General features: G+C 56.3%; 21 protein-coding genes. 11 read left to right on the top strand and 10 right to left on the bottom strand.

Annotation, left to right across the window (positions count from 1 at the left end):
- Positions 1–25: 25 nt before the first annotated feature.
- The 5 genes from ACERY3_RS11800 to ACERY3_RS11820 all read right to left on the bottom strand — a co-directional run bounded on the left by ACERY3_RS11800 (position 26) and on the right by ACERY3_RS11820 (position 6,020).
- On the bottom strand, positions 26–1,582 hold the full coding sequence (locus ACERY3_RS11800; protein WP_373225711.1) for a cyclic di-GMP phosphodiesterase: 1,557 nt from the start codon (positions 1,580–1,582) through the stop codon (positions 26–28).
- Positions 1,583–1,710: 128 nt separating this feature from the next.
- Positions 1,711–2,280: a bifunctional murein DD-endopeptidase/murein LD-carboxypeptidase gene (gene mepS, locus ACERY3_RS11805; protein WP_008500946.1), complete on the bottom strand. Its 570-nt coding sequence runs from the start codon at positions 2,278–2,280 to the stop codon at positions 1,711–1,713.
- A gap of 427 nt (positions 2,281–2,707) precedes the next feature.
- Positions 2,708–3,409, bottom strand: a complete 702-nt coding sequence (locus ACERY3_RS11810) for a phosphatase PAP2 family protein (protein ID WP_169815238.1) — start codon at positions 3,407–3,409, stop codon at positions 2,708–2,710.
- 33 nt (positions 3,410–3,442) lie between these two features.
- Entirely contained in the window at positions 3,443–4,429 is a 987-nt protein-coding gene (locus ACERY3_RS11815; RefSeq protein ID WP_373225713.1) for a GTP-binding protein, read from the bottom strand.
- Positions 4,430–4,553: 124 nt separating this feature from the next.
- Positions 4,554–6,020, bottom strand: a complete 1,467-nt coding sequence (locus tag ACERY3_RS11820) for a mannitol dehydrogenase family protein (protein ID WP_373225715.1) — start codon at positions 6,018–6,020, stop codon at positions 4,554–4,556.
- Between the two features lie 205 nt (positions 6,021–6,225).
- Between ACERY3_RS11820 and uxuA the strand changes: the two genes are divergently transcribed.
- Positions 6,226–7,416, top strand: a complete 1,191-nt coding sequence (gene uxuA / locus ACERY3_RS11825) for a mannonate dehydratase (protein WP_373225717.1) — start codon at positions 6,226–6,228, stop codon at positions 7,414–7,416.
- 115 nt (positions 7,417–7,531) lie between these two features.
- On the opposite strand, the gene yeiP is transcribed toward uxuA, so the two are convergent.
- On the bottom strand, positions 7,532–8,104 hold the full coding sequence (gene yeiP / locus ACERY3_RS11830; RefSeq protein WP_008500940.1) for an elongation factor P-like protein YeiP: 573 nt from the start codon (positions 8,102–8,104) through the stop codon (positions 7,532–7,534).
- A gap of 164 nt (positions 8,105–8,268) precedes the next feature.
- Here yeiP and ACERY3_RS11835 point away from each other — a divergent pair, with 164 nt between their 5' ends.
- Positions 8,269–8,523 carry a YkgJ family cysteine cluster protein gene (locus tag ACERY3_RS11835; protein WP_023312483.1) on the top strand — a complete coding sequence of 85 codons (255 nt, stop codon included), beginning with the start codon at positions 8,269–8,271 and terminating at the stop codon, positions 8,521–8,523.
- Here ACERY3_RS11835 and setB read toward each other — a convergent pair.
- Positions 8,520–9,701 carry a sugar efflux transporter SetB gene (gene setB, locus ACERY3_RS11840; protein ID WP_048975800.1) on the bottom strand — a complete coding sequence of 394 codons (1,182 nt, stop codon included), beginning with the start codon at positions 9,699–9,701 and terminating at the stop codon, positions 8,520–8,522. The genes ACERY3_RS11835 and setB overlap by 4 nt on opposite strands.
- Positions 9,702–10,062: 361 nt before the next feature.
- On the opposite strand from setB, the gene fruB reads away from it, so the two are divergent.
- From fruB to fruA, 3 genes are read left to right on the top strand one after another with little or no spacing between them, the layout of a single operon-like run.
- Complete coding sequence (fruB, locus tag ACERY3_RS11845) at positions 10,063–11,193, top strand: fused PTS fructose transporter subunit IIA/HPr protein (RefSeq protein ID WP_039263167.1); 1,131 nt, start codon at positions 10,063–10,065, stop codon at positions 11,191–11,193.
- Positions 11,193–12,131: a 1-phosphofructokinase gene (gene fruK, locus ACERY3_RS11850; RefSeq protein WP_014170919.1), complete on the top strand. Its 939-nt coding sequence runs from the start codon at positions 11,193–11,195 to the stop codon at positions 12,129–12,131. The genes fruB and fruK overlap by 1 nt, the downstream gene beginning before the upstream one ends.
- Positions 12,132–12,147: 16 nt before the next feature.
- Positions 12,148–13,833, top strand: coding sequence for a PTS fructose transporter subunit IIBC (gene fruA, locus ACERY3_RS11855; protein ID WP_373225721.1), 1,686 nt, complete (start codon positions 12,148–12,150; stop codon positions 13,831–13,833).
- Between the two features lie 47 nt (positions 13,834–13,880).
- Here fruA and nfo read toward each other — a convergent pair whose 3' ends face one another.
- A complete protein-coding gene (gene nfo, locus ACERY3_RS11860) occupies positions 13,881–14,738 on the bottom strand; it encodes a deoxyribonuclease IV (protein ID WP_182071297.1) in 858 nt (285 codons plus the stop codon).
- A gap of 64 nt (positions 14,739–14,802) precedes the next feature.
- On the bottom strand, positions 14,803–15,849 hold the full coding sequence (locus tag ACERY3_RS11865; RefSeq protein ID WP_373225723.1) for a YeiH family protein: 1,047 nt from the start codon (positions 15,847–15,849) through the stop codon (positions 14,803–14,805).
- 97 nt (positions 15,850–15,946) lie between these two features.
- Here ACERY3_RS11865 and yieE point away from each other — a divergent pair, with 97 nt between their 5' ends.
- The 3 genes from yieE (at position 15,947) to cirA (ending at position 20,658) form a co-directional block, all read left to right on the top strand.
- Positions 15,947–16,813 carry a DNA-binding transcriptional regulator YeiE gene (gene yieE / locus ACERY3_RS11870; RefSeq protein WP_023312476.1) on the top strand — a complete coding sequence of 289 codons (867 nt, stop codon included), beginning with the start codon at positions 15,947–15,949 and terminating at the stop codon, positions 16,811–16,813.
- Positions 16,814–16,993: 180 nt separating this feature from the next.
- Positions 16,994–18,463, top strand: coding sequence for an amino acid permease (locus ACERY3_RS11875; RefSeq protein WP_023336352.1), 1,470 nt, complete (start codon positions 16,994–16,996; stop codon positions 18,461–18,463).
- Between the two features lie 224 nt (positions 18,464–18,687).
- Positions 18,688–20,658, top strand: coding sequence for a catecholate siderophore receptor CirA (gene cirA, locus ACERY3_RS11880; protein ID WP_087823034.1), 1,971 nt, complete (start codon positions 18,688–18,690; stop codon positions 20,656–20,658).
- Between the two features lie 111 nt (positions 20,659–20,769).
- On the opposite strand, the gene fghA is transcribed toward cirA, so the two are convergent.
- Positions 20,770–21,597: an S-formylglutathione hydrolase gene (gene fghA / locus ACERY3_RS11885; protein ID WP_373225726.1), complete on the bottom strand. Its 828-nt coding sequence runs from the start codon at positions 21,595–21,597 to the stop codon at positions 20,770–20,772.
- 138 nt (positions 21,598–21,735) lie between these two features.
- Here fghA and ACERY3_RS11890 point away from each other — a divergent pair, with 138 nt between their 5' ends.
- The 3 genes from ACERY3_RS11890 to yeiB all read left to right on the top strand — a co-directional run bounded on the left by ACERY3_RS11890 (position 21,736) and on the right by yeiB (position 24,832).
- Complete coding sequence (locus tag ACERY3_RS11890) at positions 21,736–22,884, top strand: YbfB/YjiJ family MFS transporter (protein WP_373225728.1); 1,149 nt, start codon at positions 21,736–21,738, stop codon at positions 22,882–22,884.
- 102 nt (positions 22,885–22,986) lie between these two features.
- Complete coding sequence (gene folE, locus ACERY3_RS11895; RefSeq protein ID WP_023312471.1) at positions 22,987–23,655, top strand: GTP cyclohydrolase I FolE; 669 nt, start codon at positions 22,987–22,989, stop codon at positions 23,653–23,655.
- Positions 23,656–23,674: 19 nt separating this feature from the next.
- A complete protein-coding gene (gene yeiB / locus ACERY3_RS11900) occupies positions 23,675–24,832 on the top strand; it encodes a DUF418 domain-containing protein YeiB (RefSeq protein WP_373225730.1) in 1,158 nt (385 codons plus the stop codon).
- Positions 24,833–24,934 lie beyond the last annotated feature (102 nt).

Below are 24,934 nucleotides of genomic sequence, written 5' to 3' on the forward strand. Positions count from 1 at the left end.
AAGTGACGTCACGGGCAATGTGAAATTAATCACCCTCGGGCGAAATATCAGGCCGCCATTCGCGGAACTGCGCCAGCGGCATCGGGCGGCTAATCCAGTATCCCTGCAGGAAATTAACGCCGTGTTCGCGCAGCCAGGCGGCCTGTTCCGGCGTTTCCACCCCTTCGGCGACGGTCGACATATTCAGTCGTCTTGCCAGCGTCAGGACGGCATCCAGCACCGGCGACGTCACGGTCTCAGTGCCAATCGCATTAACAAAGCCGCGGTCAATCTTGAGGTAGTCCATGGTGAAATGCTCAAGATAAATCAGCGCGCTGTGGCCGGTGCCAAAATCATCAATGGCTATCTCAAACCCTTCGTTATGCAGCCATTCGAAAAGGCTGTTGGCTTCCCGATGATTGAGCATGTCGCGCTCGGTAATTTCCAGCACGATCTGGAAGTAATCCTGCGGCAGTAGCGCTTTGAAGGTGCGCATATCGTCTTTGAAGCTTTCCGCATGCAGATGCCCCGGCGCAATGTTGATGCCCACCTTTGCTCCCGGAGGTAACAGCGTTTGTAACACGGGCGCATCGTGAATGATAAGGTCAAAGAGATGCAGCGTCAGCGGGACAATCAGCTTCTGCGCTTCGGCAAAGTTGATAAACGCGTCCGGCGGAATTTCCCCCATTGTCGGGTGTTTCCAGCGCATCAGCGCTTCAAGCCCGGTCATCTGGAGCGATTTAGCATCGACGACGGGCTGATAAACCACATAAAACTGACCACGCTTAATGGCGCTTAAAATCTCTTTACCCGGGTTGAGGCGAATGCTGAGGATATAGTAGTTGAGCGATCCGGCACAAATGCCGCATACCAGCCCGAAGAACAGGGCGTAGAGAATTTCATCGCTGGTCCAGGCGTCAGCATACAGGTTGATGGTCAGGGGCACATCTTTCAGCGTCGCGGTACGGGCCGGCGTTTCATGTAGATCATGCGCAAGGACCAGCGTGCTGGAGCGCGTTGACAGCGCATGGTCGCCAATAATGATGGCAATACCGGCAAATTCGTCCTGGCGCGCGGTGTAGAGCAGGTAAGGCGTCAGATTGAGGTTCACCGAGGTAAATACGCCGCCGTCCTTCACTAGCGGGTTACGGTACCAGATGGCAATCGCGGGCTTGTTGGGCAACATCGGGGTGCCGGGAAGTAATGCCATATCAATCTGTTTGTCGATGTGCAGCTCGGGGATCAGCTCCTCCATGGGGACATTCATCGGCCCCGTGGCAGAAGAGCAGAACGCCATTTTGTCTCTGACCAGCAGGAATGCGCGAACGTTAACGCTAAAGGCAGCGCGCGAGGTAAGTTCCTGATTGACGTCGTGGCAGTTGTTTAACGTGAGCGGCTGGAGCACATCGATAGAATTTTTTAACTCATCGAAGTAGCTCTCCATATAGATGCTCACATCGTGGATCAGGGTGTCGAATTTGACTTCCCGCTTGTGGTAGCTCCAGAAAAATTGCAACGAACCCAGGAGCAGGGCGGCGATCAGGCCTGTGATGATGCTGAGGATCAGTATTTTGCGATTGCTGGAGAAATAGCGGGTGAACATAGACGTCGTGATTCCTGAAATGCCGCTGGATGTATTCAGTGTAACGGGCAAAAAAAAAACACTGCCGAAGCAGTGCTTTTTTTCATCATATCGTCAGCCAAGGGATAACCAACGATACAATAGTCATATTAACTGCGGGTCAGTACGCGGCGTGCTTCGTTGTAGCGCTTCTTCCAGTACGGTTCATTCATGCTGGAAATGGTCACACCGCTGCTGGTGGAGGCATGTACAAACTGGTCATTACCAATGTAGATGCCAACATGTCGACCTGTAGAACCGGCACGGAACAGGACTAAATCACCGGTGCGCAGTTTGGTACGTGAAATCGACTTGCCCATCTCCTGCTGTTCATAGGTTGAACGCGGAAGATCTAACCCAAATTGCTCACGGAAAGTACGCTGTACAAAACCGGAACAATCAATACCTGTTTTTGTGCTGCCGCCAAGGCGATAGCGCACGCCTTTCCAGTCAGCATACTGGTCCATAATGCGGGACTTCACGTCCAGATTACGTACCATATTTTCAAATTCATCCTGAGAGGCTTGCAGTGACGAGGAATCTTCCATTCCCACAACACGCGTCTCAGGATGCATATTCTTTGCGGTGTTCGATGTACTACATGCAGACAACAGTACCGCGACTGCTATCGCCGGGATCCCCCGTAAGATATATCTCAGAAACGGTTGAGATTTGACCATTTTGTTTATTATCCCTTGAAGTCCTTAACGACAAATATCGTTATAAAAATGCCAAACGTGACGAGACTAATTATCTGTTCACATTGAGACAATTCTTTCTGGTCACATTTGTGGCACAGCGCACAAAATTATTCGCCAGTGAAATAATTATCTCTATGGGGCAAAACGAGTTCGAGATTAACCGATTGCCTGGGGTATTGCGAGAAAAAAAAGCCTTTTTTTTATAAGAAAATGTGATACAGAAAGTAAAAACATAGAATTGCTCAAAATAGCGACGGATCCGCTGCGCCAGTATGCAATTGCTTCATTTTTATCATGAATATGATGACGAGAATATGACAGTGGGGAAAGATCGCGGCGAGAACGCTATCAGGGATCATGTCGATCCCTGATAGCTCACGTTAATTTAGGTTAGTTATTTGTTTAATTATTGTTGCGCTCTGCCGGGAAGATAGCGATCGAACAGCGCTATTATCCTGTCGCTCAGTGGGGTCATTAAACACCACGGCAGCGCAATCAGCGCCACGGAGAGCGAACCGACGGCAATATCGGTAAACCAGTGAGCGCCAATCATTACGCGCGGGAAGGCAAAAACCACAAAAATAATCAGGGCTATGGCAAAGGCTTTTCTGCCAAAATAGCGAAGCATAATTGCGGAAAAAATAAGCAGCATCATACCGTGATCGCCGGGGAAACTGTCCTTCGACGCATCTTTTGTTGGAATATGCAGCAGTTCGCTGACGCGATAAATATCGGTGAAGAATAGCGTTGGGCTTGAGCGCTTAACCGGAATAATCGCGGTTGCCAGCTGGTTAATGGCGACGGCAAACAGCAGCATTACCAGACCGATAATGAGAATACGCCGACGCCCGGCTTTATCCTCTTTCAGCCAGAAAGAGAGCATCAGGCAGCCCATGGCCAGCAGCGAGAAGCCGTCGAAGGCGCGGTTGTTGGTAATTGCCACCAGCCACAGGAACGCGTTGCTCTTCACCAGCTCCTGGTTGAAGAAGTGAAAAATGGCAGAATCCAGCGGGAACCAGAAACCATGATCCGCCGGGATATACCAGGAGAAGAAAAGCGCCAGACCGGCGACATTAAGCAGTAATATCAGGGGAAATCGAGTTGTCATAACGTTCTGCATAGAGTGAAAACTGGGGCAACGTTAGCCGCCCGAACTTAAACGAATCCTCAACAGGCTGGACTGGAGGGCATTCCAGTCGGCGTTAACCGCACTAATTAACTCTATTCGGCTGTCAGGCGGCGCCACATTCTGCGTTTCAATAAAGAAATCGTCACCCTGACGGTTGATCCGCACCAGCCCGTCTGGGGTGCGCATGATCCCTTTCACGCGATCGACGGGAGCAAGTCGGGCCCACTCCAGGATCCCGATGGTGTCGAAAACGGTTTCAGCATCAAATATCCATCCGCAGGCCTGATATCCCTGGCCGCTGTTCAGGTTACGACGCCAGCGCTGATGTTCCGGCAGGCTGAGAGCGGCTAAACCCTGCTTAACCGGATGACTGTGCGAATGAGCCGCACTGGCAGGCAGCTCGGTGAGGTTCAGACGAGGAAGATCAAGCAGGGCGCTATCAATATTCCCCTGTGTGGTCTGCACCCGCGTGCGGTTGCCGCCGAAATGTTGCCACCACGCGTCCAGCGCGGCCTGGCTTTCAGCCGTGGCGCGATCTGCTTTATTCGCGACAATAACGTCAGCCGAGGCGAGCTGATCGCGGAAGTTCTCATTGGCCACCGCTTTGTCATCCAGAAGCTGACGCGGATCGAGCAGACACAGGGTGGCGCGCAGGTCGATCCACGGCTCGTAAACCGGGGCGGTCAGTAAATCGAGGATCTGCTTCGGATGGCCCAGCCCGGTGGGCTCAATCAGCAGGCGGTCGGGTTTGCCCTGACGCAGCAGCGTATTGAGCCCGACCTGCATCGGCAGGCCATTGACGCAGCACATGCACCCGCCGGGGATCTCTTTAATCATCGCGCCGCTGGATGACAGTAACGCGCCGTCAATGCCTACCTCGCCAAATTCATTGACCAGCACGGCCCATTTCTCGGCAGGATCTTTATTCGCCAGCAGGTGGAGAATTGAGGTGGTTTTACCGCTGCCGAGAAAACCGGTGATGAGGTTGGTTTTGGTCACGTGCGCTCCAGATGAGGATTGTGATGCTATAACACTAATCTCTCTATCCTGGCGAAAAACGTGACCGGTGAGAAGGGGGAGGGCGAACGGAGGCTTCATCCGTTCGCGTTAAGCGCAATAATCGTTAAATATTTAACGTCTCAATAACAGCCTGACGCGCGCCGTGGCGGGTGATGCGCTGGTATGCCTGGCTGACAGCCTCCACAAACGCGCTGTTTTGCGCGAGATCGTGACCAAAGACCTCGCTCAGCCCCAGCAGGGCGTTAACGCGGTCGGCGTCGCTGCTGGCATTGACCATCGTGCGAATTTTATCGCTGAGGGGATCGCGAACATCAATCGCATTGCCATGGTCGTCGGTACCGCTGACGTAGCGTATCCAGCCGGCCACGCCCAGAGCCAGCAGCGACCACGGTGTTTTTCGCTCGAGATGAACGCGGATCCCGTCCAGCATTCTTTGTGGAAGCTTCTGGCTACCGTCCATCGCGATTTGCCAGGTCCGATGCTGAAGTGCCGGGTTGGCAAAGCGCTCGAGCAGGCTATCGGCGTAGGCGGTGAGGTCGACATCCTTAATGCGTAATGTGGGCGCCTGCTCGTCCAGCATCAGCCGACGGGCGGCTTCGCGGAACGCAGCGTCCTCCATGCATTCATTAATATGGGCGTAGCCCGCGAGGTACCCCAGATACGCCAGGAAAGAGTGGCTGCCGTTGAGCATGCGCAATTTCATCTGCTCCCAGGGCAGAACATCCTGCACCATCTGAACGCCCGCGACTTCCCACTCCGGACGGCCGGCAATAAAATTATCTTCCACCACCCACTGAATAAACGGTTCACAGCTGATGGCGCACGGATCTTCAACGCCGAGCGCGTCGGTAATTTCCGCCAGCGAGGCTTCCGTCGCGGCGGGAACAATTCTGTCGACCATCGTCCCCGGGAAGCTTACGTGGCTGTCAATCCATTCAGACAGCGCTGCGGAACGCTTTTGCGCCATGCCCAGTACCGCGTTTTTCACCACGTGCCCGTTATCAGGGATATTGTCGCAGGAGAGCACGGTAAACGCAGGCAAGCCGCGCTCGCGGCGGCGGTGAAGCGCTTCGACCAGGATCCCGGGTGCGGAATGCGGCTCTGAGGGGTTTTCAAGGTCATGGATTATCCGGGCGTTGTGCAGATCGAGTTTCCCCGTAGCGGGATCGATGCAATAGCCTTTCTCCGTGATGGTGAGCGACACAATTGCGACCTGAGGCTCGCAAAATTTCTCAATAATGGCGGGCAGAGAGTCCAGCTTTGCGTTAAGGCATTCATGGACGGCACCGACGATAATCGCCTCATTGCCTTCTGCCCCTTTCTCCAGCACGGTGAACAGATGATCCTGCGCGCGCAGCTGGCTCATCAGCACGTCGCCGCTGAAAAGACTAATCTCACAAATACCCCAGTCGCCGCCTTTTTCATTAAGCACCCGGTTTGTTAACAATGCCTGGTGCGCACGGTGAAACGCGCCAAAGCCAAAATGGACGATGCGGGAGCGCAGTTGCTGACGATCGTAGCGAGGCTGATGAACCCGGGCAGGAAGGGCGGTGGAGGCAATTGTCTTCATGAGATACACACCTGATTAACCATTAATTAACAATGCCAGTGTAAAGTTATATGACAGCAAATAAAATTGGTGAGCCGTAAATATCCCCGTTCTGTGAGTTTGATCAATCAATGTGTGGCGGTATGTTGACCCTTAGCGGTAAACATGTATGGTAGTCGTCATTGCAGTAACGCATATTGGTATAACAACTTAAGAGGGTGAGGCAATGGAACAAACCTGGCGTTGGTACGGGCCGAACGATCCGGTTTCTCTTGATGATGTGCGTCAGGCAGGCGCAACGGGTGTCGTCACGGCGCTGCATCATATTCCAAACGGTCAGGTATGGCCGGTTGAAGAAATTCAACAGCGTCAGGCGCTGCTGGCGGAGAAGGGGTTAACCTGGTCTGTGGTAGAGAGCATCCCGGTTCACGAAGACATCAAAACCCATTCCGGGGAGTACCAGACCTGGATTGCTAACTATCAGCAGAGCATTCGCAACCTGGCGGCCTGCGGCATTGATACGGTTTGCTATAACTTCATGCCTATCCTCGACTGGACGCGTACCGACCTTGAATATCAGATGCCGGACGGCTCGAAAGCCCTGCGTTTCGACCAAATCGCCTTTGCGGCGTTTGAGCTGCACATTCTGAAACGCTCCGGCGCCGAAGCGGATTACACCGCGGAAGAGCAGCAGCAGGCGCTCGCGTGGTTTAACGCCGCCAGTGACGCAGACATCGAAAAGCTGACCCGTAATATTATTGCGGGCCTGCCGGGGGCGGAAGAGGGGTATACGCTGGATCAGTTCCGCGCGCGCCTGGCGGAATACGGCGATATTGATAAGCAGCAGCTGCGTGAAAACATGGCGTACTTCCTGCGCGCTATCGTGCCGGTTGCTGAAGAGGCAGGCGTACGCCTCGCGGTACACCCGGACGATCCACCGCGTCCTATCCTCGGCCTGCCGCGCATTGTTTCCACTATTGAAGATATGCAGTGGCTGAAAGAGACGGTAAACAGCATCTATAACGGCTTTACTATGTGTACCGGCTCCTACGGCGTGCGTGCGGATAACGACCTGGTGCGGATGATTGAAACCTTTGGCGATCGCATTCACTTTACGCACTTGCGTGCGACCTGCCGCGAAGAGAACCCAAAAACCTTCCACGAGGCGGCGCACCTGGGCGGCGATGTGAACATGGTAGCGGTGGTAGACGCCATTCTGGCGGAAGAGGCGCGTCGCAAGCAGGCGGGCGATGTGCGTCCTATTCCATTCCGTCCGGATCACGGCCACCAGATGCTGGACGATCTGCGTAAGAAAACCAACCCGGGCTATTCGGCGATTGGCCGTCTTAAAGGGATGGCGGAAGTGCGCGGCGTCGAGCTGGCGCTGAAGATGACGAAGTATCCGGAGCTTCTGTAAGCGCTGTTGCCCGGTGGCGCCGCTTACCGGGCCTATAAAAAAACCGGCCTGAGAGCCGGTTTTTGTGTTTTTGCAGGTCAGGTAAGGCGAAGCCGCCACCCGACAAACGCCGCAATCAGTCAGCGCGACCCATATAGCGTTTTTCTTCGATATGGATGCGGATTTTCTCGCCAGCGGAGAGGTATTCCGGCACCTGCACAACCAGGCCGGTGGTCAGGGTAGCCGGTTTGTTGCGCGCACTTGCGGATGCGCCTTTGATGCCGGGTGCGGTTTCCACGATTTCCAGATCGACAGTCTGTGGCAGCTCCAGCGCCAGCAGCACGCCGTCCCAGGTCAGAACCTGCATGTCAGGCATGCCGCCTTCAGGGATGAACAGCAACTCTTCTTCAATCTGATCTTTGGTAAAGATGTACGGGGTGTAATCTTCTTTGTCCATGAACACGTATTCGTTGCCGTCGATGTAGGAGAAATCAACGTAGCGACGGGTCAGGGTCACGGTATCGACGATATCGTCACCTTTAAAGCGCTCTTCCACCTTCAGGCCGGTACGCACATCGGCGAAACGCATTTTATACAGCGTTGCTGCACCACGGGCGCTGGGTGCCTGAATGTCGATATCTTTCACAATCAGCAGTTTGCCGTTGTAATTCAGCACCATACCTTTCTTAATTTCGTTCGCTCTTGGCATTGCAGTAATCCTGTTTACGGGAGGTAAAAAATATCGCGCCAAATTACTCGCGCGCGGCCTTTCAGGCAAGAGGAATTCGTGGCTTTTGCTATCAATACGCAAAAGGTGTTACTGTGCGCGCGATGCCCGACTGCGCGGGCGATCGTCAGCGAAAGAGAGCATTTATGGATTGTCGTCCCGATTGTGGCGCGTGCTGTACTGCACCGTCCATTTCAAGCCCCATTCCAGGAATGCCGGAGGGCAAGCCTGCCAATACCCGCTGCGTTCAGCTCTCGGAAACGAACCTGTGCATGATCTTTGGCTCACCGCTGCGCCCGAAAGTCTGCTCCGGGCTTCAGCCCACGGCCGAAATGTGTGGCAGCACGCGAGGGCAGGCGATGACGTACCTTCTTGAGCTGGAAGCGCTCACCGCGCCCTAAACGTCTTTAATCCTCGCCAGACAGCCGATCGTCAGCGTGCACATCACCAGCGCAATCCAGAACACCGTGTGATAGTTCCAGATTTCTGCAACGACACCGGCCATTGAGCCCGCGATAATCCAGCCCACGCGGGTGGTATTAGTATAAAGGGTGGTGGCAGAGCCTGCCTGACCCGGCATCAGATCCTGGAAATAGAGCATCCCTATCCCGGCGAGAATGCCTATATAAATGGCGTTCAGCAGCTGTAAAGCCAGCAACAGCCCCGGCGTATGTACCGTCAGCATACCGATATAAAACAGCAGACCGGCGATGGCGGCGATGCGCATTAAAAAACGCTTTCCGAAGCGCTTTGCGTAATAGCCCGCAATGAGCATCGTCGGGATCTCAAGCCCGGCAGCGGTGCCCATCATGATGCCCGCCAGCTTCTCCGACAGGTGCAGTTCATCAATAATAAACAGCGGCATATTGATGATATACAGGCTGTTGGTGCCCCACATCAGCGTGCAGATAGCAAACAGGAGCAGGGCATCGCGGCGGTTGCGGCGCGGCGCTTCCAGCACGCCCGTTGCCACTTTCGGCTCTTTGCGCATGGACGGCAGGAAGAACCACACCAGCGCGCCGCACACCACAAACGCGACGGCCGCGCTCAGGTACATCACCGTAAAGCCAAAACCCATCGCCAGCGCGTAGGCCAGCGGCGGGCCAATCACCCACGCCAGCGACACCTGAGCGCGCAGGAGAGAGCTGAACATCACCGCTTCACGTCCGGTATGGTCGGCGTGTTCGCGGGCAAGGGCGAACAGCTGAGGGTTCGCCGTTGAGCCAAAGCTGCTCAGGAATACCCCGACGAAGAGCAGAATGAAATAGTTGCGGTTCCAGGCAAACAGAACGCAGGCCATGACCCCCAGCAGACAGCAGAAAACGATCAGGCTTTTACGATCGCCTTTTCTGTCGGAGCGTCCCGCCAGAAACTGGCTGACCAGGATGCCGATGATGGCGCTTCCGGTAAAAAAGAAGCCGACCATTGCCGGACGAACGTGAACCTCATTTGTCAGGAATAAGCTTAATGTCGGCGTCTGTAACGCACCGGCAATGCCCGTGAAGAAGGCAACAACCAGGAACGCCGCGGAGGTCAAATCAAAGGGCTTCGGCGAGACGGCCGCAGGGGTGTTATGCATGTTTTATAATTAGCGAGTAGCAGAGAGGGGCGGAGTTTACGCCGTCAGCTAAAAAATAAACAGTGGGCGCGGTCAATGATGCCACGAAAAATCAAAATAGCATTTCAACTTACGTCCCACCTGGCTGACCTTAGCTGAAACTGTATTGCTGAACTTCAGCAAAATTCAGCTGAACGAAGAAGAAATGTGCTGTATCTCTAAATTCTGAGATCGGAAATACGAGTTTACTTGCAAGACATTGCAGAAAGCGCAAGACTTTTTGAAACGTTTCAGCGCTATCTTGTTTTAACAAACGGAGCAGGCTAGCGCATTTTTTCTCATTAAAGCTGAAACGATTCAAGTTCAGCAGGAGTGGAGAACCATGTTCCAGTTATCTGTTCAGGATATCCACCCGGGCGCTCAGGCCGGGGATAAAGAAGAGGCTATTCGCCAGGTTGCCGCTGCGCTTGTGCAGGCGGGTAACGTCGCGGACGGCTATGTAAACGGCATGCTGGCCCGCGAGCAGCAGACCTCAACCTTCCTCGGCAATGGCATTGCCATTCCGCACGGCACAACCGACACCCGCGATCAGGTGCTGAAAACCGGCGTTAAGGTTTATCAGTTCCCGCAGGGCGTGCTCTGGGGCGACGGTCAGGTGGCGTATGTGGCTATCGGTATCGCGGCCAGCAGCGACGAACACTTAGGCCTGCTGCGTCAGCTGACGCATGTCCTGAGCGATGACGATGTGGCTGAACAGCTGAAGTCCGCGACCACGGCTGAAGAGCTGCGCGCCCTGCTGATGGGCGAAAAACAGAGCGAAGCGCTGAAGCTGGATAATGAAACGCTGACGCTGGACGTGGTTGCCTCCGATCTGGTAACGCTGCAGGCGCTGAACGCGGGTCGTCTGAAAGAAGCCGGCGCGGCGGATGCCACGTTTGTGACGCGCGTGATTAACGATAAGCCGTTGAATCTGGGTCAGGGTATCTGGCTGAACGACAGTGCTGAAGGCAACCTGCGCAGCGCTATCGCCGTGAGCCGCGCGGCTAATGCGTTTGACGTAGAAGGCGAGCGCGCGGCCATGCTGGTGACCGTGGCAATGAACGATGAGCAGCCGGTTTCCGTGCTGAAGCGTCTTGGCGATCTGCTGCTGAACAACAAAGCTGAAAAACTGCTGAACGCTGATGCCTCCACCGTGCTGGCACTGCTGACCAGTGATGATGCGCCGACCGAAGACGTGCAGACCGCGGAGTTCGTGGTACGCAACGAGCACGGCCTGCATGCCCGTCCGGGCACCATGCTGGTGAATACCATTAAACAATTCGAGAGCGAGATTACCGTGGCGAATCTGGATGGCACGGGCAAACCGGCCAACGGCCGTAGTCTGATGAAAGTTGTCGCGCTGGGCGTGAAGAAAGGCCACCGTCTGCGTTTCACCGCGCAGGGTGCTGATGCTGAACAGGCGCTGAAAGCGATTGGCGACGCCATCGCGGCAGGTCTGGGGGAGGGCGCATAATGAGCAGACGTGTTGCGACTATTACGCTGAACCCGGCTTATGACCTGGTAGGATTTTGCCCGGAAATTGAGCGCGGCGAAGTCAACCTCGTGCGTACCACCGGCCTGCATGCTGCGGGCAAAGGGATTAACGTCGCGAAAGTGCTCAAGGATCTCGGTATCGACGTCACCGTGGGTGGATTCCTCGGTAAAGATAACCAGGATGGTTTCCAGCAGCTGTTCAGCGAGCTGGGCATTGCCAACCGTTTTCAGGTTGTTCAGGGCCGTACCCGCATCAACGTCAAGCTGACGGAGAAAGACGGTGAAGTGACCGATCTTAACTTCTCTGGCTTCGAAGTGACGCCGTCTGACTGGGAGCGTTTTGTTAACGACTCTCTGACCTGGCTTGGTCAGTTTGACATGGTCTGCGTCAGCGGCAGCCTGCCGTCCGGCGTGAGCCCGGAAGCGTTTACCGACTGGATGACGCGCCTGCGCAGCCAGTGCCCGTGCATTATTTTTGACAGCAGCCGCGACGCGCTGGTTGCCGGTCTGAAAGCCTCGCCGTGGCTGGTGAAGCCGAATCGCCGCGAGCTGGAGATCTGGGCGGGTCGTAAGCTGCCGGAATTAAAAGATGTGATTGACGCTGCCCATGCGCTGCGCGAGCAGGGTATCGCTCACGTGGTTATCTCGCTTGGTGCAGAAGGCGCGCTGTGGGTTAACGCTTCTGGCGAATGGATCGCCAAACCGCCGTCGGTTGACGTTGTCAGCACCGTTGGCGCAGGGGATTCGATGGTTGGCGGCCTGATTTATGGTCTGCTGATGCGTGAATCCAGTGAACATACTTTACGTCTTGCCACTGCCGTTGCTGCCCTGGCCGTAAGCCAGAGCAATGTCGGTATTACCGATCGTACCCAGTTAGCCGCGATGATGGCGCGCGTTGACTTAAAACCTTTTAACTAACAGCAGGAGAGGAATAATGAAAACGCTGCTGATCATTGACTCCGGTCTCGGACAGGCTCGCGCCTATATGGCGAAGACCTTGCTGGGAGCGGCGGCGAACAAAGCACATCTCGAGATCATTGATAACCCGGGCGATGCCGAACTGGTCATTGTCCTGGGCGACAACATCCCGGCTGACAGTGCGCTGAACGGCAAAAAAGTGTGGCTGGGCGATATTAATCGCGCGGTGGCACATCCGGAACTGTTCCTGAGCGAAGCGAAAGGGCACGCGTCTGTCTACAGCGCGCCTGTCGCGACGGCACCGGCTGCGGCCACGGGTCCGAAACGCGTTGTTGCAGTGACGGCCTGCCCGACGGGCGTGGCTCACACCTTTATGGCGGCTGAGGCCATTGAAACCGAAGCGAAAAAACGCGGCTGGTGGGTTAAAGTTGAAACGCGCGGCTCCGTCGGTGCCGGCAACGCTATCACCCCTGAAGAAGTGGCTGAGGCCGATCTGGTGATTGTGGCGGCGGATATCGAAGTGGACCTGGCGAAATTTGCCGGTAAGCCAATGTACCGCACGTCTACCGGCCTGGCGCTGAAAAAGACCGCGCAGGAGTTTGATAAAGCGCTGGTGGAAGCGAAGCCGTATCAGGCAACCGGCGCGCGTCAAACCGCGACGGAAGGTAAGAAAGAGTCTGCAGGCGCCTATCGCCATCTGTTGACCGGTGTGTCTTACATGCTGCCGATGGTGGTTGCGGGTGGTCTGTGTATCGCCCTCTCGTTCGCATTTGGTATTACCGCGTTTAAAGAGCAGGGCACGCTGGCCGCTGCGTTAATGCAGATTGGCGGCGGTTCCGCGTTCGCACTGATGGTTCCCGTTCTGGCAGGCTTTATTGCCTTCTCCATCGCTGACCGTCCTGGCCTGACGCCGGGTCTTATCGGCGGTATGCTGGCCGTGAGCACCGGTTCTGGCTTTATCGGCGGTATCATCGCGGGCTTCCTGGCCGGTTACGTCGCGAAGCTCATCAGCTCGAAGCTCAAGCTGCCGCAGAGTATGGAAGCGCTGAAGCCGATTCTGATCATCCCGCTGATTTCCAGCCTGGTGGTCGGTCTGGCGATGATTTACCTGATTGGTAAGCCGGTTGCGGGCATCCTGGCGGGTCTGACCCACTGGCTGCAAACCATGGGCACCGCGAACGCGGTTCTGCTGGGCGCAATCCTCGGCGGCATGATGTGTACCGACATGGGTGGTCCGGTGAACAAAGCGGCGTACGCCTTTGGTGTTGGCCTGCTGAGTACCCAGACCTACGCACCGATGGCAGCGATCATGGCGGCAGGTATGGTGCCTCCTCTGGCGCTCGGCCTGGCGACGATTATTGCCCGTCGTAAGTTCGATAAAGCGCAGCAGGAAGGCGGTAAAGCCGCGCTGGTTCTGGGTCTGTGCTTCATCACCGAAGGGGCGATTCCGTTCGCGGCTCGTGACCCAATGCGCGTACTGCCGTGTTGTATCGCGGGTGGGGCAGTGACCGGGGCGATCTCCATGGCGATTGGCGCGAAGCTGATGGCACCACACGGCGGTCTGTTCGTGCTGCTGATCCCTGGCGCCATCACGCCGGTCCTGGGCTACCTGCTGGCCATCGTTGCTGGTACGCTGGTGGCGGGTCTGTCATACGCGGTGCTGAAACGTCCTGAAGTGGAAGTTGTGGCGAAAGCAGCGTAAGCGATAAACCACAAAAAAGCCGGGTTGCATTTCGCACCCGGCTTTTTTTATGCCGCCTGTTCAGCGGTTTGCTGTGCCTTCAGCCAGGCAATCTCTTCTGCCCAGATGTCCGGATTAATGGTTTCCAGCACCATCGGAATACCGTCGAAGCGGGCGTCCTGCATAATGAAGCGGAACGCATCTTGACCAATGTTGCCTTCACCCAGGCTGTGGTGGCGGTCAACGCGGCTGCCGAACGCACTTTTCGCATCGTTCAGGTGCATGCCCCGCAGGTACTTAAAGCCCACAATGCGCTCGAACTCATCAAACGTGTTTTTCGTTGCCTCGGTGGTGCGCAGGTCATATCCGGCGGCAAACGCGTGGCAGGTATCAATGCACACGCCAACGCGGGATTTATCCTCCACGCCGTCGATGATCGCCGCCAGATGTTCGAACCTAAAGCCGAGGTTGCTGCCCTGACCGGCGGTATTCTCAATCACCGCGGTGACGCCTTTGGTCTTGTCCAGCGTGATGTTGATGGATTCGGCAATGCGCGCCAGGCAGGCATCTTCATCGATTTGCATCAGATGGCTGCCCGGATGGAAGTTCAGCAGCGTCAGCCCCAGCTGTTCGCAGCGCTGTACTTCATCAAGAAACGCCTCGCGGGATTTTTCCAGCGCTTCTTCAACCGGGTGACCGAGGTTGATCAGGTAGCTGTCGTGGGGAAGGATCTGGCCTGGCCCGTAGTGGTACTTCTCACAGGCGGCTTTGAAATCATCAATCACGTCGGCGGTGAGCGGCGCGGCGCGCCACTGGCGCTGGTTTTTGGTGAACAGGGCGAAAGCGGTCGCCTCGATTTCGGCGGCGCGAATGGCGGCATTCGCAAGGCCACCTGCAGCGCTGACGTGCGCTCCAACATATTTCATAAAAAAACTCCTGCTAACCCGAAACGCTTATGATAGCGGGTTAGCAGGAGAAGGACGAGATGGTTTATGCCATCAGGCTGTGCACCGCGAGGTTAATCGCACCGCCGCCGACAATCAGCCAGATAAAGAGCACCAGCGCCATCAGCAGCGGTTTCGCCCCGGCTTTTTTCAGCGCGCTGACGTGTGTGGTCACCCCCAGCGCCGCCATGGCCATCGCCAGCAGCACGGTATCCAGCGTCACCAGCATATCCACCACCGCTTTCGGCAGCAGGTGGAAGGAGTTGAAAATCGCCACCACGATGAACAGGATCGCAAACCACGGAATGGTGATTTTGCTTTTCTCGCTGCCGCCTGCCGGTGCCAGCTGCTTAACCCGCGCCGCGAGGAAAATCAGGAACGGTGCCAGCATCATCACGCGCAGCATTTTGGCAATCACCGCCGCGTTTTCGGCTTCCGGGTTAATGGCATGTCCTGCCGCCACCACCTGCGCTACTTCGTGCATGGTCGAACCGATATAGATGCCGTAGGTTTCCGGGCTGAACCAGTGGGCCACCAGCGGATACATGGCCGGGTAGAGGAAGATTGCCAGCGTACCGAAGATCACCACCGTCGCCACCGCCACGGTCACCTTGCTGGCTTCGGCTTTAACGACGGGCTCTGTTGCCAGCACCGCCGCGGCTCCGCAGATACTGCTCCCGGCACCGATCAGCCAGCTGGTTTGCTTATCCAGGCCTAATATTTTCTGGCCAATAAAGCAGGCCAGTAAAAAGGTGCTGGTCAGGGTCAGGACGTCGATGGCAATTCCGCTCACGCCCACGTCCGCAATCTGCGAAAAGGTGAGACGGAAGCCGTAAAGGATGATCCCGAGACGCAGCAGGTGCTGTTTGGCAAAGATCACGCCGCCGTCGCAGGATTTCCAGATATGTGGGTAAACCGTATTTCCCACGACCATGCCCAGCAAAATGGCCAGCGTCAACGCGCTAAAACCTGCGCCTGCGATAGCCGGGATGCTGCCGCCCCATAGCGCTACGGCGGTCACTGCTGCGCTAAGCGCGAGGCCCGGCACGAAGTGCCACACTGTACGATGATGTTGTAAGGTGATTTCTGACATAACCTTCTCCTTTGTCTGGCTAAAGGTTACGGCGCTCTGGCTTAAAAATAAAATTGATTATATACTTATAATCAATCTATATAAGTGGTAAGCAACCATGCACATTACATTGCGTCAGCTGGAAGTGTTTGCCGAGGTGCTGAAAAGCGGCTCGACGACCCAGGCGTCACAAATGCTGGCGCTCTCGCAGTCTGCGGTCAGCGCGGCGTTGACCGATCTTGAAGGACAGCTGGGCGTGCAGCTGTTCGACCGGGTAGGGAAGCGTCTGGTGGTCAACGAGCACGGTCGTCTTCTTTATCCACGCGCGCTGGCGCTGCTGGAGCAGGCTATCGAAATCGAACAGCTGTTCCGCGAAGACAACGGTGCGATCCGCGTCTACGCCAGCAGCACCATTGGGAACTACATTCTGCCGGAAGTGATTGCCCGCTACCGCCGGGATTTCCCGACCCTGCCGCTGGAGATGAGCGTGGGTAACAGCCAGGACGTTATCAACGCGGTGATCGATTTCCGCGTGGATATCGGCCTCATCGAAGGGCCCTGCCATAACGTCGATATCATTGCCGAGCCCTGGCTGGAGGATGAACTGGTGGTGTTTGCGTCCCCGGCCTCGTCGTTATTGCAGGGCGAGGTGACGCTGGAGCGCCTGGCGCAGGCGCAGTGGATCCTGCGCGAGCAGGGCTCCGGCACGCGTGAAATTGTCGATTATCTGCTGCTTTCCCATCTGCCGCATTTCCAGTTAGGGATGGAGCTTGGGAACTCTGAGGCTATCAAGCACGCGGTGCGTCATGGCCTGGGGATCAGCTGTCTTTCCCGGCGCGTCATTGCCGAACAGCTTGAGACGGGGTCGCTGGTTGAAATCCCGGTTCCGTTGCCGAAACTGGTGCGCACGCTATGGTGCATCCATCATCGTCAGAAACACCTTTCCAGCTCTCTGCAGCGTTTTCTGCGCTACTGCGCCATTTAACGTTCCCCGGTGGCGCTTCGCTTACCGGGGCTACGCGCGCCTGTCACCCTACATTTTTATGCTTTACTTATAATCCTGGCCGAGTCATGAAGCTCTCTTATAACTGAGTATTTCTGCCGGAAGGAACGCGGATCGTCTGCTACAATCGCGCCTCATTTATTGAATGGACAGCATTTTCATATGGTTTCAGAAATTAAAACCACAGAAGCGCCCACGCTACGTCGTGAACTCAAGGCGCGTCACCTGACGATGATCGCCATTGGCGGCTCAATCGGAACAGGTCTTTTCGTTGCCTCTGGCGCAACGATTTCGGCAGCCGGCCCGGGTGGGGCACTCTTCTCTTATATCCTGATTGGCCTGATGGTGTACTTCCTGATGACCAGTCTCGGCGAACTGGCCGCGTACATGCCGGTATCCGGTTCGTTCTCGACCTACGGTCAAAAATACGTTGAAGAAGGCTTCGGCTTCGCGCTGGGCTGGAACTACTGGTACAACTGGGCGGTCACTATCGCCGTTGACCTTGTCGCCGCACAGCTGGTGATGAACTGGTGGTTCCCGGATACGCCGGGCTGGATCTGGAGCGCCCTGTTCCTCGCCGTCATCTTCCTGCTGAACTACATCTCCGTGCGCGGTTTCGGCGAAGCGGAATACTGGTTCTCTTTGATCAAAGTGGCAACCGTCATCATCTTTATCGTCGTCGGTGTGGCGATGATCGTTGGTATTTTCAAAGGCGCAGAACCTGCGGGCTGGAGTAACTGGGCGATAGGCGATGCGCCGTTTGCCGGTGGCCTTTCGGCGATGATTGGCGTGGCGATGATTGTCGGCTTCTCGTTCCAGGGTACCGAGCTGATTGGTATCGCCGCCGGTGAGTCAGAGAACCCGGAGAAAAATATTCCGCGTGCGGTCCGTCAGGTCTTCTGGCGTATCCTGCTGTTCTATGTGTTCGCGATCCTGATTATCAGCCTGATCATCCCGTACACCGATCCAAGCCTGCTGCGTAATGACGTAAAAGACATTAGCGTCAGCCCGTTCACGCTGGTCTTCCAGCACGCCGGTCTGCTTTCAGCTGCGGCGGTGATGAACGCCGTTATCCTGACCGCTGTGCTTTCAGCCGGTAACTCCGGGATGTACGCGTCCACCCGTATGCTCTACACGCTGGCATGCGACGGTAAAGCGCCGCGTATCTTCGCGAAGCTGTCCCGTGGCGGTGTACCGCGTAACGCGCTTTACGCAACAACGGTGATTGCCGGTCTGTGCTTCCTGACCTCCATGTTTGGCAACCAGACGGTGTACCTGTGGCTGCTTAACACGTCCGGGATGACGGGCTTTATTGCCTGGCTGGGGATTGCTATTAGCCACTACCGTTTCCGCCGCGGTTTCGTCAAGCAGGGTCACGATATTAACTCGCTGCCGTATCGCTCCGGCTTCTTCCCACTGGGTCCTATTTTCGCCTTCATTCTGTGCCTGATCATTACGCTGGGACAGAACTATGAAGCGTTCCTGGCGGACACCATTGACTGGGGCGCCGTGACGGCGACCTACATTGGTATTCCGCTGTTCCTCGTCATCTGGTTTGGCTACAAGCTGACGAAAGGAACAAAATTCGTTCGCTACAGTGAAATGGAATTCCCGGAACGATTTAAACAATAACCGCAGTTCCTCTCTTTTAACCCGCTCAATCGAGCGGGTTTTTTTATTCCCGAATTCTGACACAAAGATATATTTCTTAACAATTTAATTGATAATAATTATCGTTTGCTTTATCGTTATCAAAAATAAGCGTGTCACCGACCCACCGCAGATGTGGGCGGCAGGGAAGACGCTGTGAGCAATGATGATTTGATTTAGTTGTATTTACCTCATGGAGATATGGAATGTTTAGGTTGAATCCCTTCGTCAGGGGAGGACTTTGTGCGTCCGCAATGTCCCTGGCCCTGCCTGTTATCGCAGCGGAATCCGGCGACACAATGGTTGTAACGGCCTCCGCGACCGAGCAAAACCTGAAAGACGCCCCGGCAAGCATCAGCGTGATTACCCAGGAAGATTTGCAGCGCAAACCCGTTCAGAATCTGAAAGATGTGTTACGGGAGGTGCCGGGCGTTCAGCTCACGAGCGAAGGGGACAACCGTAAAGGGGTAAGTATTCGTGGACTGGACAGCAGCTATACGCTGATCCTGATCGACGGCAAGCGCGTTAACTCGCGTAACGCGGTATTCCGCCATAATGATTTCGACCTCAACTGGGTGCCGGTTGACGCCATCGAACGAATCGAAGTGGTGCGCGGACCGATGTCTTCTCTGTACGGTTCCGATGCGCTGGGCGGCGTGGTGAACATTATCACCAAAAAAATCGGCCAGAAATGGACGGGCACCCTGAGCGCCGATTCCACGATTCAGGAGCACCGGGACCGTGGAGACACCTACAACGGGCAGTTCTATACCAGCGGTCCGCTGGTGGACGGCCTGCTGGGGCTGAAAGCCTACGGTAGCCTCGCGAAGCGTGAGAAAGACGGTCAGCAGAAGTCCTCTACCACGGCGAGCGGTGAAACGCCGCGCATTGAGGGCTTCACCAGCCGCGATGGGAATGTGGAGTTCGCCTGGACACCGTCTGAAAACCACGACTTTACGGCGGGCTACGGCTTCGATCGTCAGGATCGCGACTCGGATTCCCTCGACAAAAACCGCCTTGAACGTCAGAACTACTCTCTCAGCCACAACGGCCGTTGGGGCGTCGGCAACAGCGAGCTGAAGGTTTACGGCGAAAAGGTGGATAACAAAAACCCGGGCAACAGCAATCCGATCACCTCCGAGAGCAACGCGGTGGACGGGAAATACGTGCTGCCTCTGGGCGAAATCAACCAGCTGCTGACCTTCGGCGGGGAATGGCGTCACGATAAGCTGAAGGATCCGGTCAACCTGACGGGCGGTTCCAGCAGCAGTACCTCGACAAGCCAGTATGCCCTGTTCCTTGAAGATGAGTGGCGTATCTTTGAACCTCTGGCGCTGACCACCGGCATCCGTATGGATGACCATGATACCTACGGTGACCACTGGAGCCCGCGAGCCTATCTGGTTTACAACGCGACCGATACCGTAACGGTGAAAGGGGGCTGGGCTACCGCGTTTAAAGCGCCGTCACTGCTCCAGCTGAGCCCGGACTGGGTCACCGGCTCGTGCCGCGGTGCCTGTGAGATTGTCGGTAACCCGGATCTGAAACCGGAAACCAGCGAGAGCTTCGAATTCGGTCTGTACTACAGCGGGGAAGAGGGCTGGTTAGAGGGCGTGCAGGCCAGCGTTACCACCTTCCAGAATAATGTGGATGATCGCATCAGCATCAGCCGTACGGCCAATGCGAAACAGGCGCAGGGCTACCCTAACTACGTTGGCCTGAATGCGGACGGTGAGCCGATTTTCCGCTACTACAACGTTAACAAGGCGCGCATCCGCGGGGTGGAGACCGAGCTGAAGCTCCCGCTGGCGGACGACTGGAAACTGACCCTGAACTACACCTACAACGACGGCCGTGACATCAGCAACGGCGGCAACAAGCCGTTGTCCGATCTGCCGTTCCACACCGCCAACGGTACCGTTGACTGGAAGGCGACGCAGGACTGGTCGTTCTACGTTCAGGGCAACTACACCGGTGAGAAACGCGCGCTGACCAGCAGTGCACCAACGCCGGGTGGCTATGTCATCTGGAATACCGGCGCCGCGTGGCAGGCGACGAAAAGCGTGAAGCTGCGCGCGGGAGTGCAGAACCTGCTGGATAAAGATCTGAGCCGCGACGATTACAGCTATACGGAAGATGGCCGTCGCTACTTTGTCGGTGTGGATTACAAGTTCTGATGCGGCCAGGGTAAAAGCAAAACGGCAACGTAAGTTGCCGTTTTTAGTATTTGTTCCCTCTCCCTGTGGGAGAGGGCCAGGGTGAGGGCATCAGAGCGCACGTAGCCGCACTTACCCAAAAAAATGCTCCGCATGGAAGCGGAGATGATCCTCAATAAAGGATGCGATGAAGTAATAGCTGTGGTCATACCCCGGCTGGATGCGCAGCGTCAGCGGCCAGTCCTTCTGGCGTGCCGCTTCTGCGAGCACCGCAGGCTGTAGCTGTCCGGCGAGGAACTGATCCGCATCGCCCTGATCGACAAGCATCGGGATCGCATTTGCCGAGCTGCTGGCCAGCATCAGCGCACAGCTGTCCCATTCCTGCCATTTTGCTTCATCTTCACCCAGATAGTTCGTGAAGGCTTTTTGCCCCCACGGCACCTGCGTTGGGTTCACAATTGGCGCAAATGCCGACACGCTGACGTATTTTCCCGGATTTTTTAACGCCATGATCAGCGCCCCGTGACCGCCCATAGAATGTCCGCTGATGGCGCAGCGGTCGCTTACCGCAAACCCGGACTGAATCAGCGCGGGCAGCTCGTCGCGAATGTAGTCATACATGCGGTAGTGGCCTGCCCACGGCTGCTCGGTCGCATTGAGATAAAACCCGGCGCCTTTACCCAGGTCGTATCCTGCATCGTCGGCCACATCATCGCCACGCGGGCTGGTATCAGGCATCACCAGCGCAATACCCAGCTCGGCGGCAAGTTGCTGCGCGCCCGCTTTGGTGGTGAAGTTTTCGTCGTTGCAGGTCAGGCCCGAAAGCCAGAACAGAACCGGCGGGTTTTCCGTCGGCGGCAGGAAAATGCTGAACGTCATCGCACAGTTCAGGACGGTGGAGTCATGCCGCCAGCGCTGCTGTCGACCTTCAAAACAACGGTGCTCTTCGAGCAGTTCCATGCAGGGCTCCTTAATGAGAATGCGTATTCATAAAAACCATAATACAGCCTTTTCATTGACCTGTGAGTAACTTTCACTTTCGCCAGACGGCGAGATGCTGCATCATAAATTTACTTTTCTTTAACAATTGGAGCGGTCATGGCGCTGCGTATTGCGCTCAGTGGATTTGTCGTTCTGGTGGTGGCGATGGGAATAGGGCGCTTTGCCTTTACGCCTCAGGTGCCGCTCATGATTGCTGCCGGGCAGCTTACGCTGACCAGCGCGGGTCTGGTGGCGGCGATGAATTATCTGGGCTATCTGGTGGGCGCATGGGATGCCATGCGCGCGCACCGCTTTGTGGAAACGCGCCTCTGGCTTGGCATCACCGGCGCGGTTGCGCTGACGCTGCTCTCCGCGGCGGCGGATAACGCCGTCGTACACGGCCTGCTGCGCTTCGTGATTGGCTGCATGAGCGGCTGGTCGATGGTACTCATTGCCGCCTGGACCAACGAACGGCTGGGGCAGCTGGGTAAACCGGGCCTGAGCGCCGCCGTGTTTGCCGGGCCAGGGGCGGGCATTGCCCTGAGCGGGCTGCTCGCCGTCTATATCCAGGCGAAATCCCTTTCGGCCGGGGCGGCATGGCAAATCTACGGCGTGCTGGCGCTGGTGCTGATTGCGCTGGTGGCGCGCTACCTGCCGCGATCCGGGCAGCTCCATCGCCCCGGCACCGCGCCGGAGCCGCTGGTGCTGACGGCGGATTTAAAGCGCCTGGTCTGGAGCTACAGCCTGGCCGGGTTTGGCTATATCCTCCCGGCGACATTTCTGTCGCAAATGGCTGCGGTGCGTTTTCCCGGCAGCCTGTTCGCCCAGTTTGTTTGGCCGATTTTTGGTATCGCCGCCGTGGTGGGCATTGCGCTCAGTATTCTTTTACGCCACGCCTCAACGGCGAACCGCAGGCTGGCTATCGTGCTGTGGTTACAGGGGGCTGGCGTGCTGGCGGCCTGGCTGCTGCCGGGGATTGGCGGTTTGCTGACGGGCGGGCTGCTGGTGGGCGGCGGTTTTTTGTGTGCCGTCCAGCTCTCTCTTTTATACGGCCGCGAGCTGGCGCCAAACCATACGCGCTATATGGCAGGCTTGCTCACCACCGGGTATGCGATTGGTCAATTGATTGGCCCGATGACCTCGGCGTTATCAACCTGGCTTACCCACCGGCTGGAGCCCGCGCTGGGGCTTGCGGGCGTTGCGCTGTTCGTCGGCGGAGCGCTGGTCTGGAATCGTCACGCTGAAAGGCAACAGCAATTGCAATAATTATCGTCGTGAATACTGGATTATGTGCGCCGCCTCACGCACAATGAGCGCATACTTTTGCCACAACGAGGGCAAAAGACGCCACACCTGCAGGAGAACAAAATGTCATCACTCAGTAAAGAAGCTGCCCTGGTCCACGAAGCCCTGGTTGCGCGCGGTCTTGAAACGCCACTGCGTCCGCCCGTACAGGATTTGGACAATGAAACCCGCAAGCGTCTGATTGCCGGTCATATGACCGAGATCATGGAGCTGCTGAATCTCGATCTGAGTGACGACAGTCTGATGGAGACGCCGCACCGCATCGCGAAAATGTACGTCGACGAAATTTTCTCCGGGCTGGATTACGCCAATTTCCCGAAAATCACCGTCATTGAAAACAAGATGAAAGTGGACGAGATGGTGACGGTACGCGATATCACGCTGACCAGCACCTGCGAACACCACTTCGTGACCATCGACGGTAAAGCGACCGTGGCGTATATCCCAAAAGATACGGTGATTGGCCTGTCGAAAATCAACCGCATCGTGCAGTTCTTTGCTCAGCGTCCGCAGGTGCAGGAGCGTCTGACGCAGCAGATCCTGACCGCGCTGCAAACGCTGCTGGGCACCAATAACGTGGCCGTCTCTATCGACGCGGTTCACTACTGCGTGAAGGCGCGCGGCGTGCGTGATGCAACCAGTGCAACGACCACCACGTCGCTGGGCGGCCTGTTTAAATCGAGCCAGAATACCCGCCAGGAGTTCCTGCGCGCCGTACGTCACCACAACTAAGACTTACAGGGCAGGAACCATGGAGCGAAACGTCACGCTCGATTTTGTTCGCGGCGTCGCCATTCTCGGTATCCTGCTGCTTAATATCAGCGCCTTCGGCCTGCCGAAGGCGGCTTATCTCAATCCTGCCTGGTATGGCGACATCACGCGCAGTGATGCATGGACCTGGGCTGTCCTCGATCTCTTCGCGCAGGTTAAATTCCTCACGCTGTTTGCCCTGCTGTTTGGTGCAGGTCTGCAACTCCTCCTCAAACGCGGTACGCGCTGGATCCAGTCGCGCCTGACGCTGCTGGTTCTCCTAGGCTTTATCCACGGCCTGTTCTTTTGGGACGGCGATATTCTTCTCGCGTATGGGTTAGTCGGGCTCATCTGCTGGCGTCTGATTCGCGATGCGCACAGCGTAAAAAGCCTGTTTAACACCGGCGTGATGCTCTATGTCATGGGGCTTGGGGTCCTGCTGCTGCTGGGGATGATCTCCGGCGAGGCGACGAACCGTTCCTGGATCCCGGATGCTGCTAACCTGCAGTACGAACAGTACTGGAAGCTGAAGGGCGGTACGGAAGCGATAAGCAACCGCGCGGATATGCTGGGGGATAACCTCCTTGCGCTGGGGGCGCAATACGGCTGGCAGCTGGCGGGCATGATGCTGATGGGCGCGTCACTGATGCGCACCGGCTGGCTGAAAGGGGAGTTCAGCCTGCGTCACTATCGGCGAACGGGTATCGGGCTGGTGCTGATCGGCGTGCTGATTAACCTCCCGGCGATAATCACGCAGTGGCACATCCACTGGGATTACCGCTGGTGCGCGTTCCTGCTCCAGGTGCCGCGCGAACTGAGCGCGCCGTTCCAGACCATCGGCTACGCGGCGCTGATCTATGGCTTCTGGCCAACGCTTTCCCGCCTGTGGATCGTCAGCGCTATCGCCTGCGTGGGCCGCATGGCGCTGAGCAATTACCTCCTGCAAACGCTTCTCTGCACCACGCTTTTCTATCGATTTGGCCTGTTTATGAAATTCGACCGCCTCACGCTGCTGGCGTTTGTTATTCCGGTCTGGGTGATTAACCTGGCGTTTTCTGTTCTCTGGCTACGTTATTTCCGCCAGGGACCGCTAGAGTGGGTGTGGCGTCAGTTAACCGCACATGCTTCAGGGGTATCATTGAGGAATACATCCAGATAACGATCTGGATCACAATCATTAACAAAACGGATGTAAGCGTTTTCATGAGTGTGAGCTTCTTCACGTAGTCCCCTTTCTCTCGCTGCCAAAATAGCCACCTTG

Source organism: Enterobacter cloacae complex sp. ESBL7, from assembly GCF_041679625.1.
GTDB classification, from domain to species: domain Bacteria; phylum Pseudomonadota; class Gammaproteobacteria; order Enterobacterales; family Enterobacteriaceae; genus Enterobacter; species Enterobacter asburiae_B.

What these genes read in the sequence shown, in the direction of transcription:
- ACERY3_RS11800 (WP_373225711.1), bottom strand. Translation starts at nt 1,582, where the DNA reads ATGTTCACCCGCTATTTCTCCAGCAATCGCAAAATACTGATCCTCAGC.
- mepS (WP_008500946.1), bottom strand. Translation starts at nt 2,280, where the DNA reads ATGGTCAAATCTCAACCGTTTCTGAGATATATCTTACGGGGGATCCCG.
- ACERY3_RS11810 (WP_169815238.1), bottom strand. Translation starts at nt 3,409, where the DNA reads ATGACAACTCGATTTCCCCTGATATTACTGCTTAATGTCGCCGGTCTG.
- ACERY3_RS11820 (WP_373225715.1), bottom strand. Translation starts at nt 6,020, where the DNA reads ATGAAGACAATTGCCTCCACCGCCCTTCCTGCCCGGGTTCATCAGCCT.
- uxuA (WP_373225717.1), top strand. Translation starts at nt 6,226, where the DNA reads ATGGAACAAACCTGGCGTTGGTACGGGCCGAACGATCCGGTTTCTCTT.
- yeiP (WP_008500940.1), bottom strand. Translation starts at nt 8,104, where the DNA reads ATGCCAAGAGCGAACGAAATTAAGAAAGGTATGGTGCTGAATTACAAC.
- ACERY3_RS11835 (WP_023312483.1), top strand. Translation starts at nt 8,269, where the DNA reads ATGGATTGTCGTCCCGATTGTGGCGCGTGCTGTACTGCACCGTCCATT.
- setB (WP_048975800.1), bottom strand. Translation starts at nt 9,701, where the DNA reads ATGCATAACACCCCTGCGGCCGTCTCGCCGAAGCCCTTTGATTTGACC.
- fruB (WP_039263167.1), top strand. Translation starts at nt 10,063, where the DNA reads ATGTTCCAGTTATCTGTTCAGGATATCCACCCGGGCGCTCAGGCCGGG.
- fruK (WP_014170919.1), top strand. Translation starts at nt 11,193, where the DNA reads ATGAGCAGACGTGTTGCGACTATTACGCTGAACCCGGCTTATGACCTG.
- fruA (WP_373225721.1), top strand. Translation starts at nt 12,148, where the DNA reads ATGAAAACGCTGCTGATCATTGACTCCGGTCTCGGACAGGCTCGCGCC.
- nfo (WP_182071297.1), bottom strand. Translation starts at nt 14,738, where the DNA reads ATGAAATATGTTGGAGCGCACGTCAGCGCTGCAGGTGGCCTTGCGAAT.
- ACERY3_RS11865 (WP_373225723.1), bottom strand. Translation starts at nt 15,849, where the DNA reads ATGTCAGAAATCACCTTACAACATCATCGTACAGTGTGGCACTTCGTG.
- yieE (WP_023312476.1), top strand. Translation starts at nt 15,947, where the DNA reads ATGCACATTACATTGCGTCAGCTGGAAGTGTTTGCCGAGGTGCTGAAA.
- ACERY3_RS11875 (WP_023336352.1), top strand. Translation starts at nt 16,994, where the DNA reads ATGGTTTCAGAAATTAAAACCACAGAAGCGCCCACGCTACGTCGTGAA.
- cirA (WP_087823034.1), top strand. Translation starts at nt 18,688, where the DNA reads ATGTTTAGGTTGAATCCCTTCGTCAGGGGAGGACTTTGTGCGTCCGCA.
- fghA (WP_373225726.1), bottom strand. Translation starts at nt 21,597, where the DNA reads ATGGAACTGCTCGAAGAGCACCGTTGTTTTGAAGGTCGACAGCAGCGC.
- ACERY3_RS11890 (WP_373225728.1), top strand. Translation starts at nt 21,736, where the DNA reads ATGGCGCTGCGTATTGCGCTCAGTGGATTTGTCGTTCTGGTGGTGGCG.
- folE (WP_023312471.1), top strand. Translation starts at nt 22,987, where the DNA reads ATGTCATCACTCAGTAAAGAAGCTGCCCTGGTCCACGAAGCCCTGGTT.
- yeiB (WP_373225730.1), top strand. Translation starts at nt 23,675, where the DNA reads ATGGAGCGAAACGTCACGCTCGATTTTGTTCGCGGCGTCGCCATTCTC.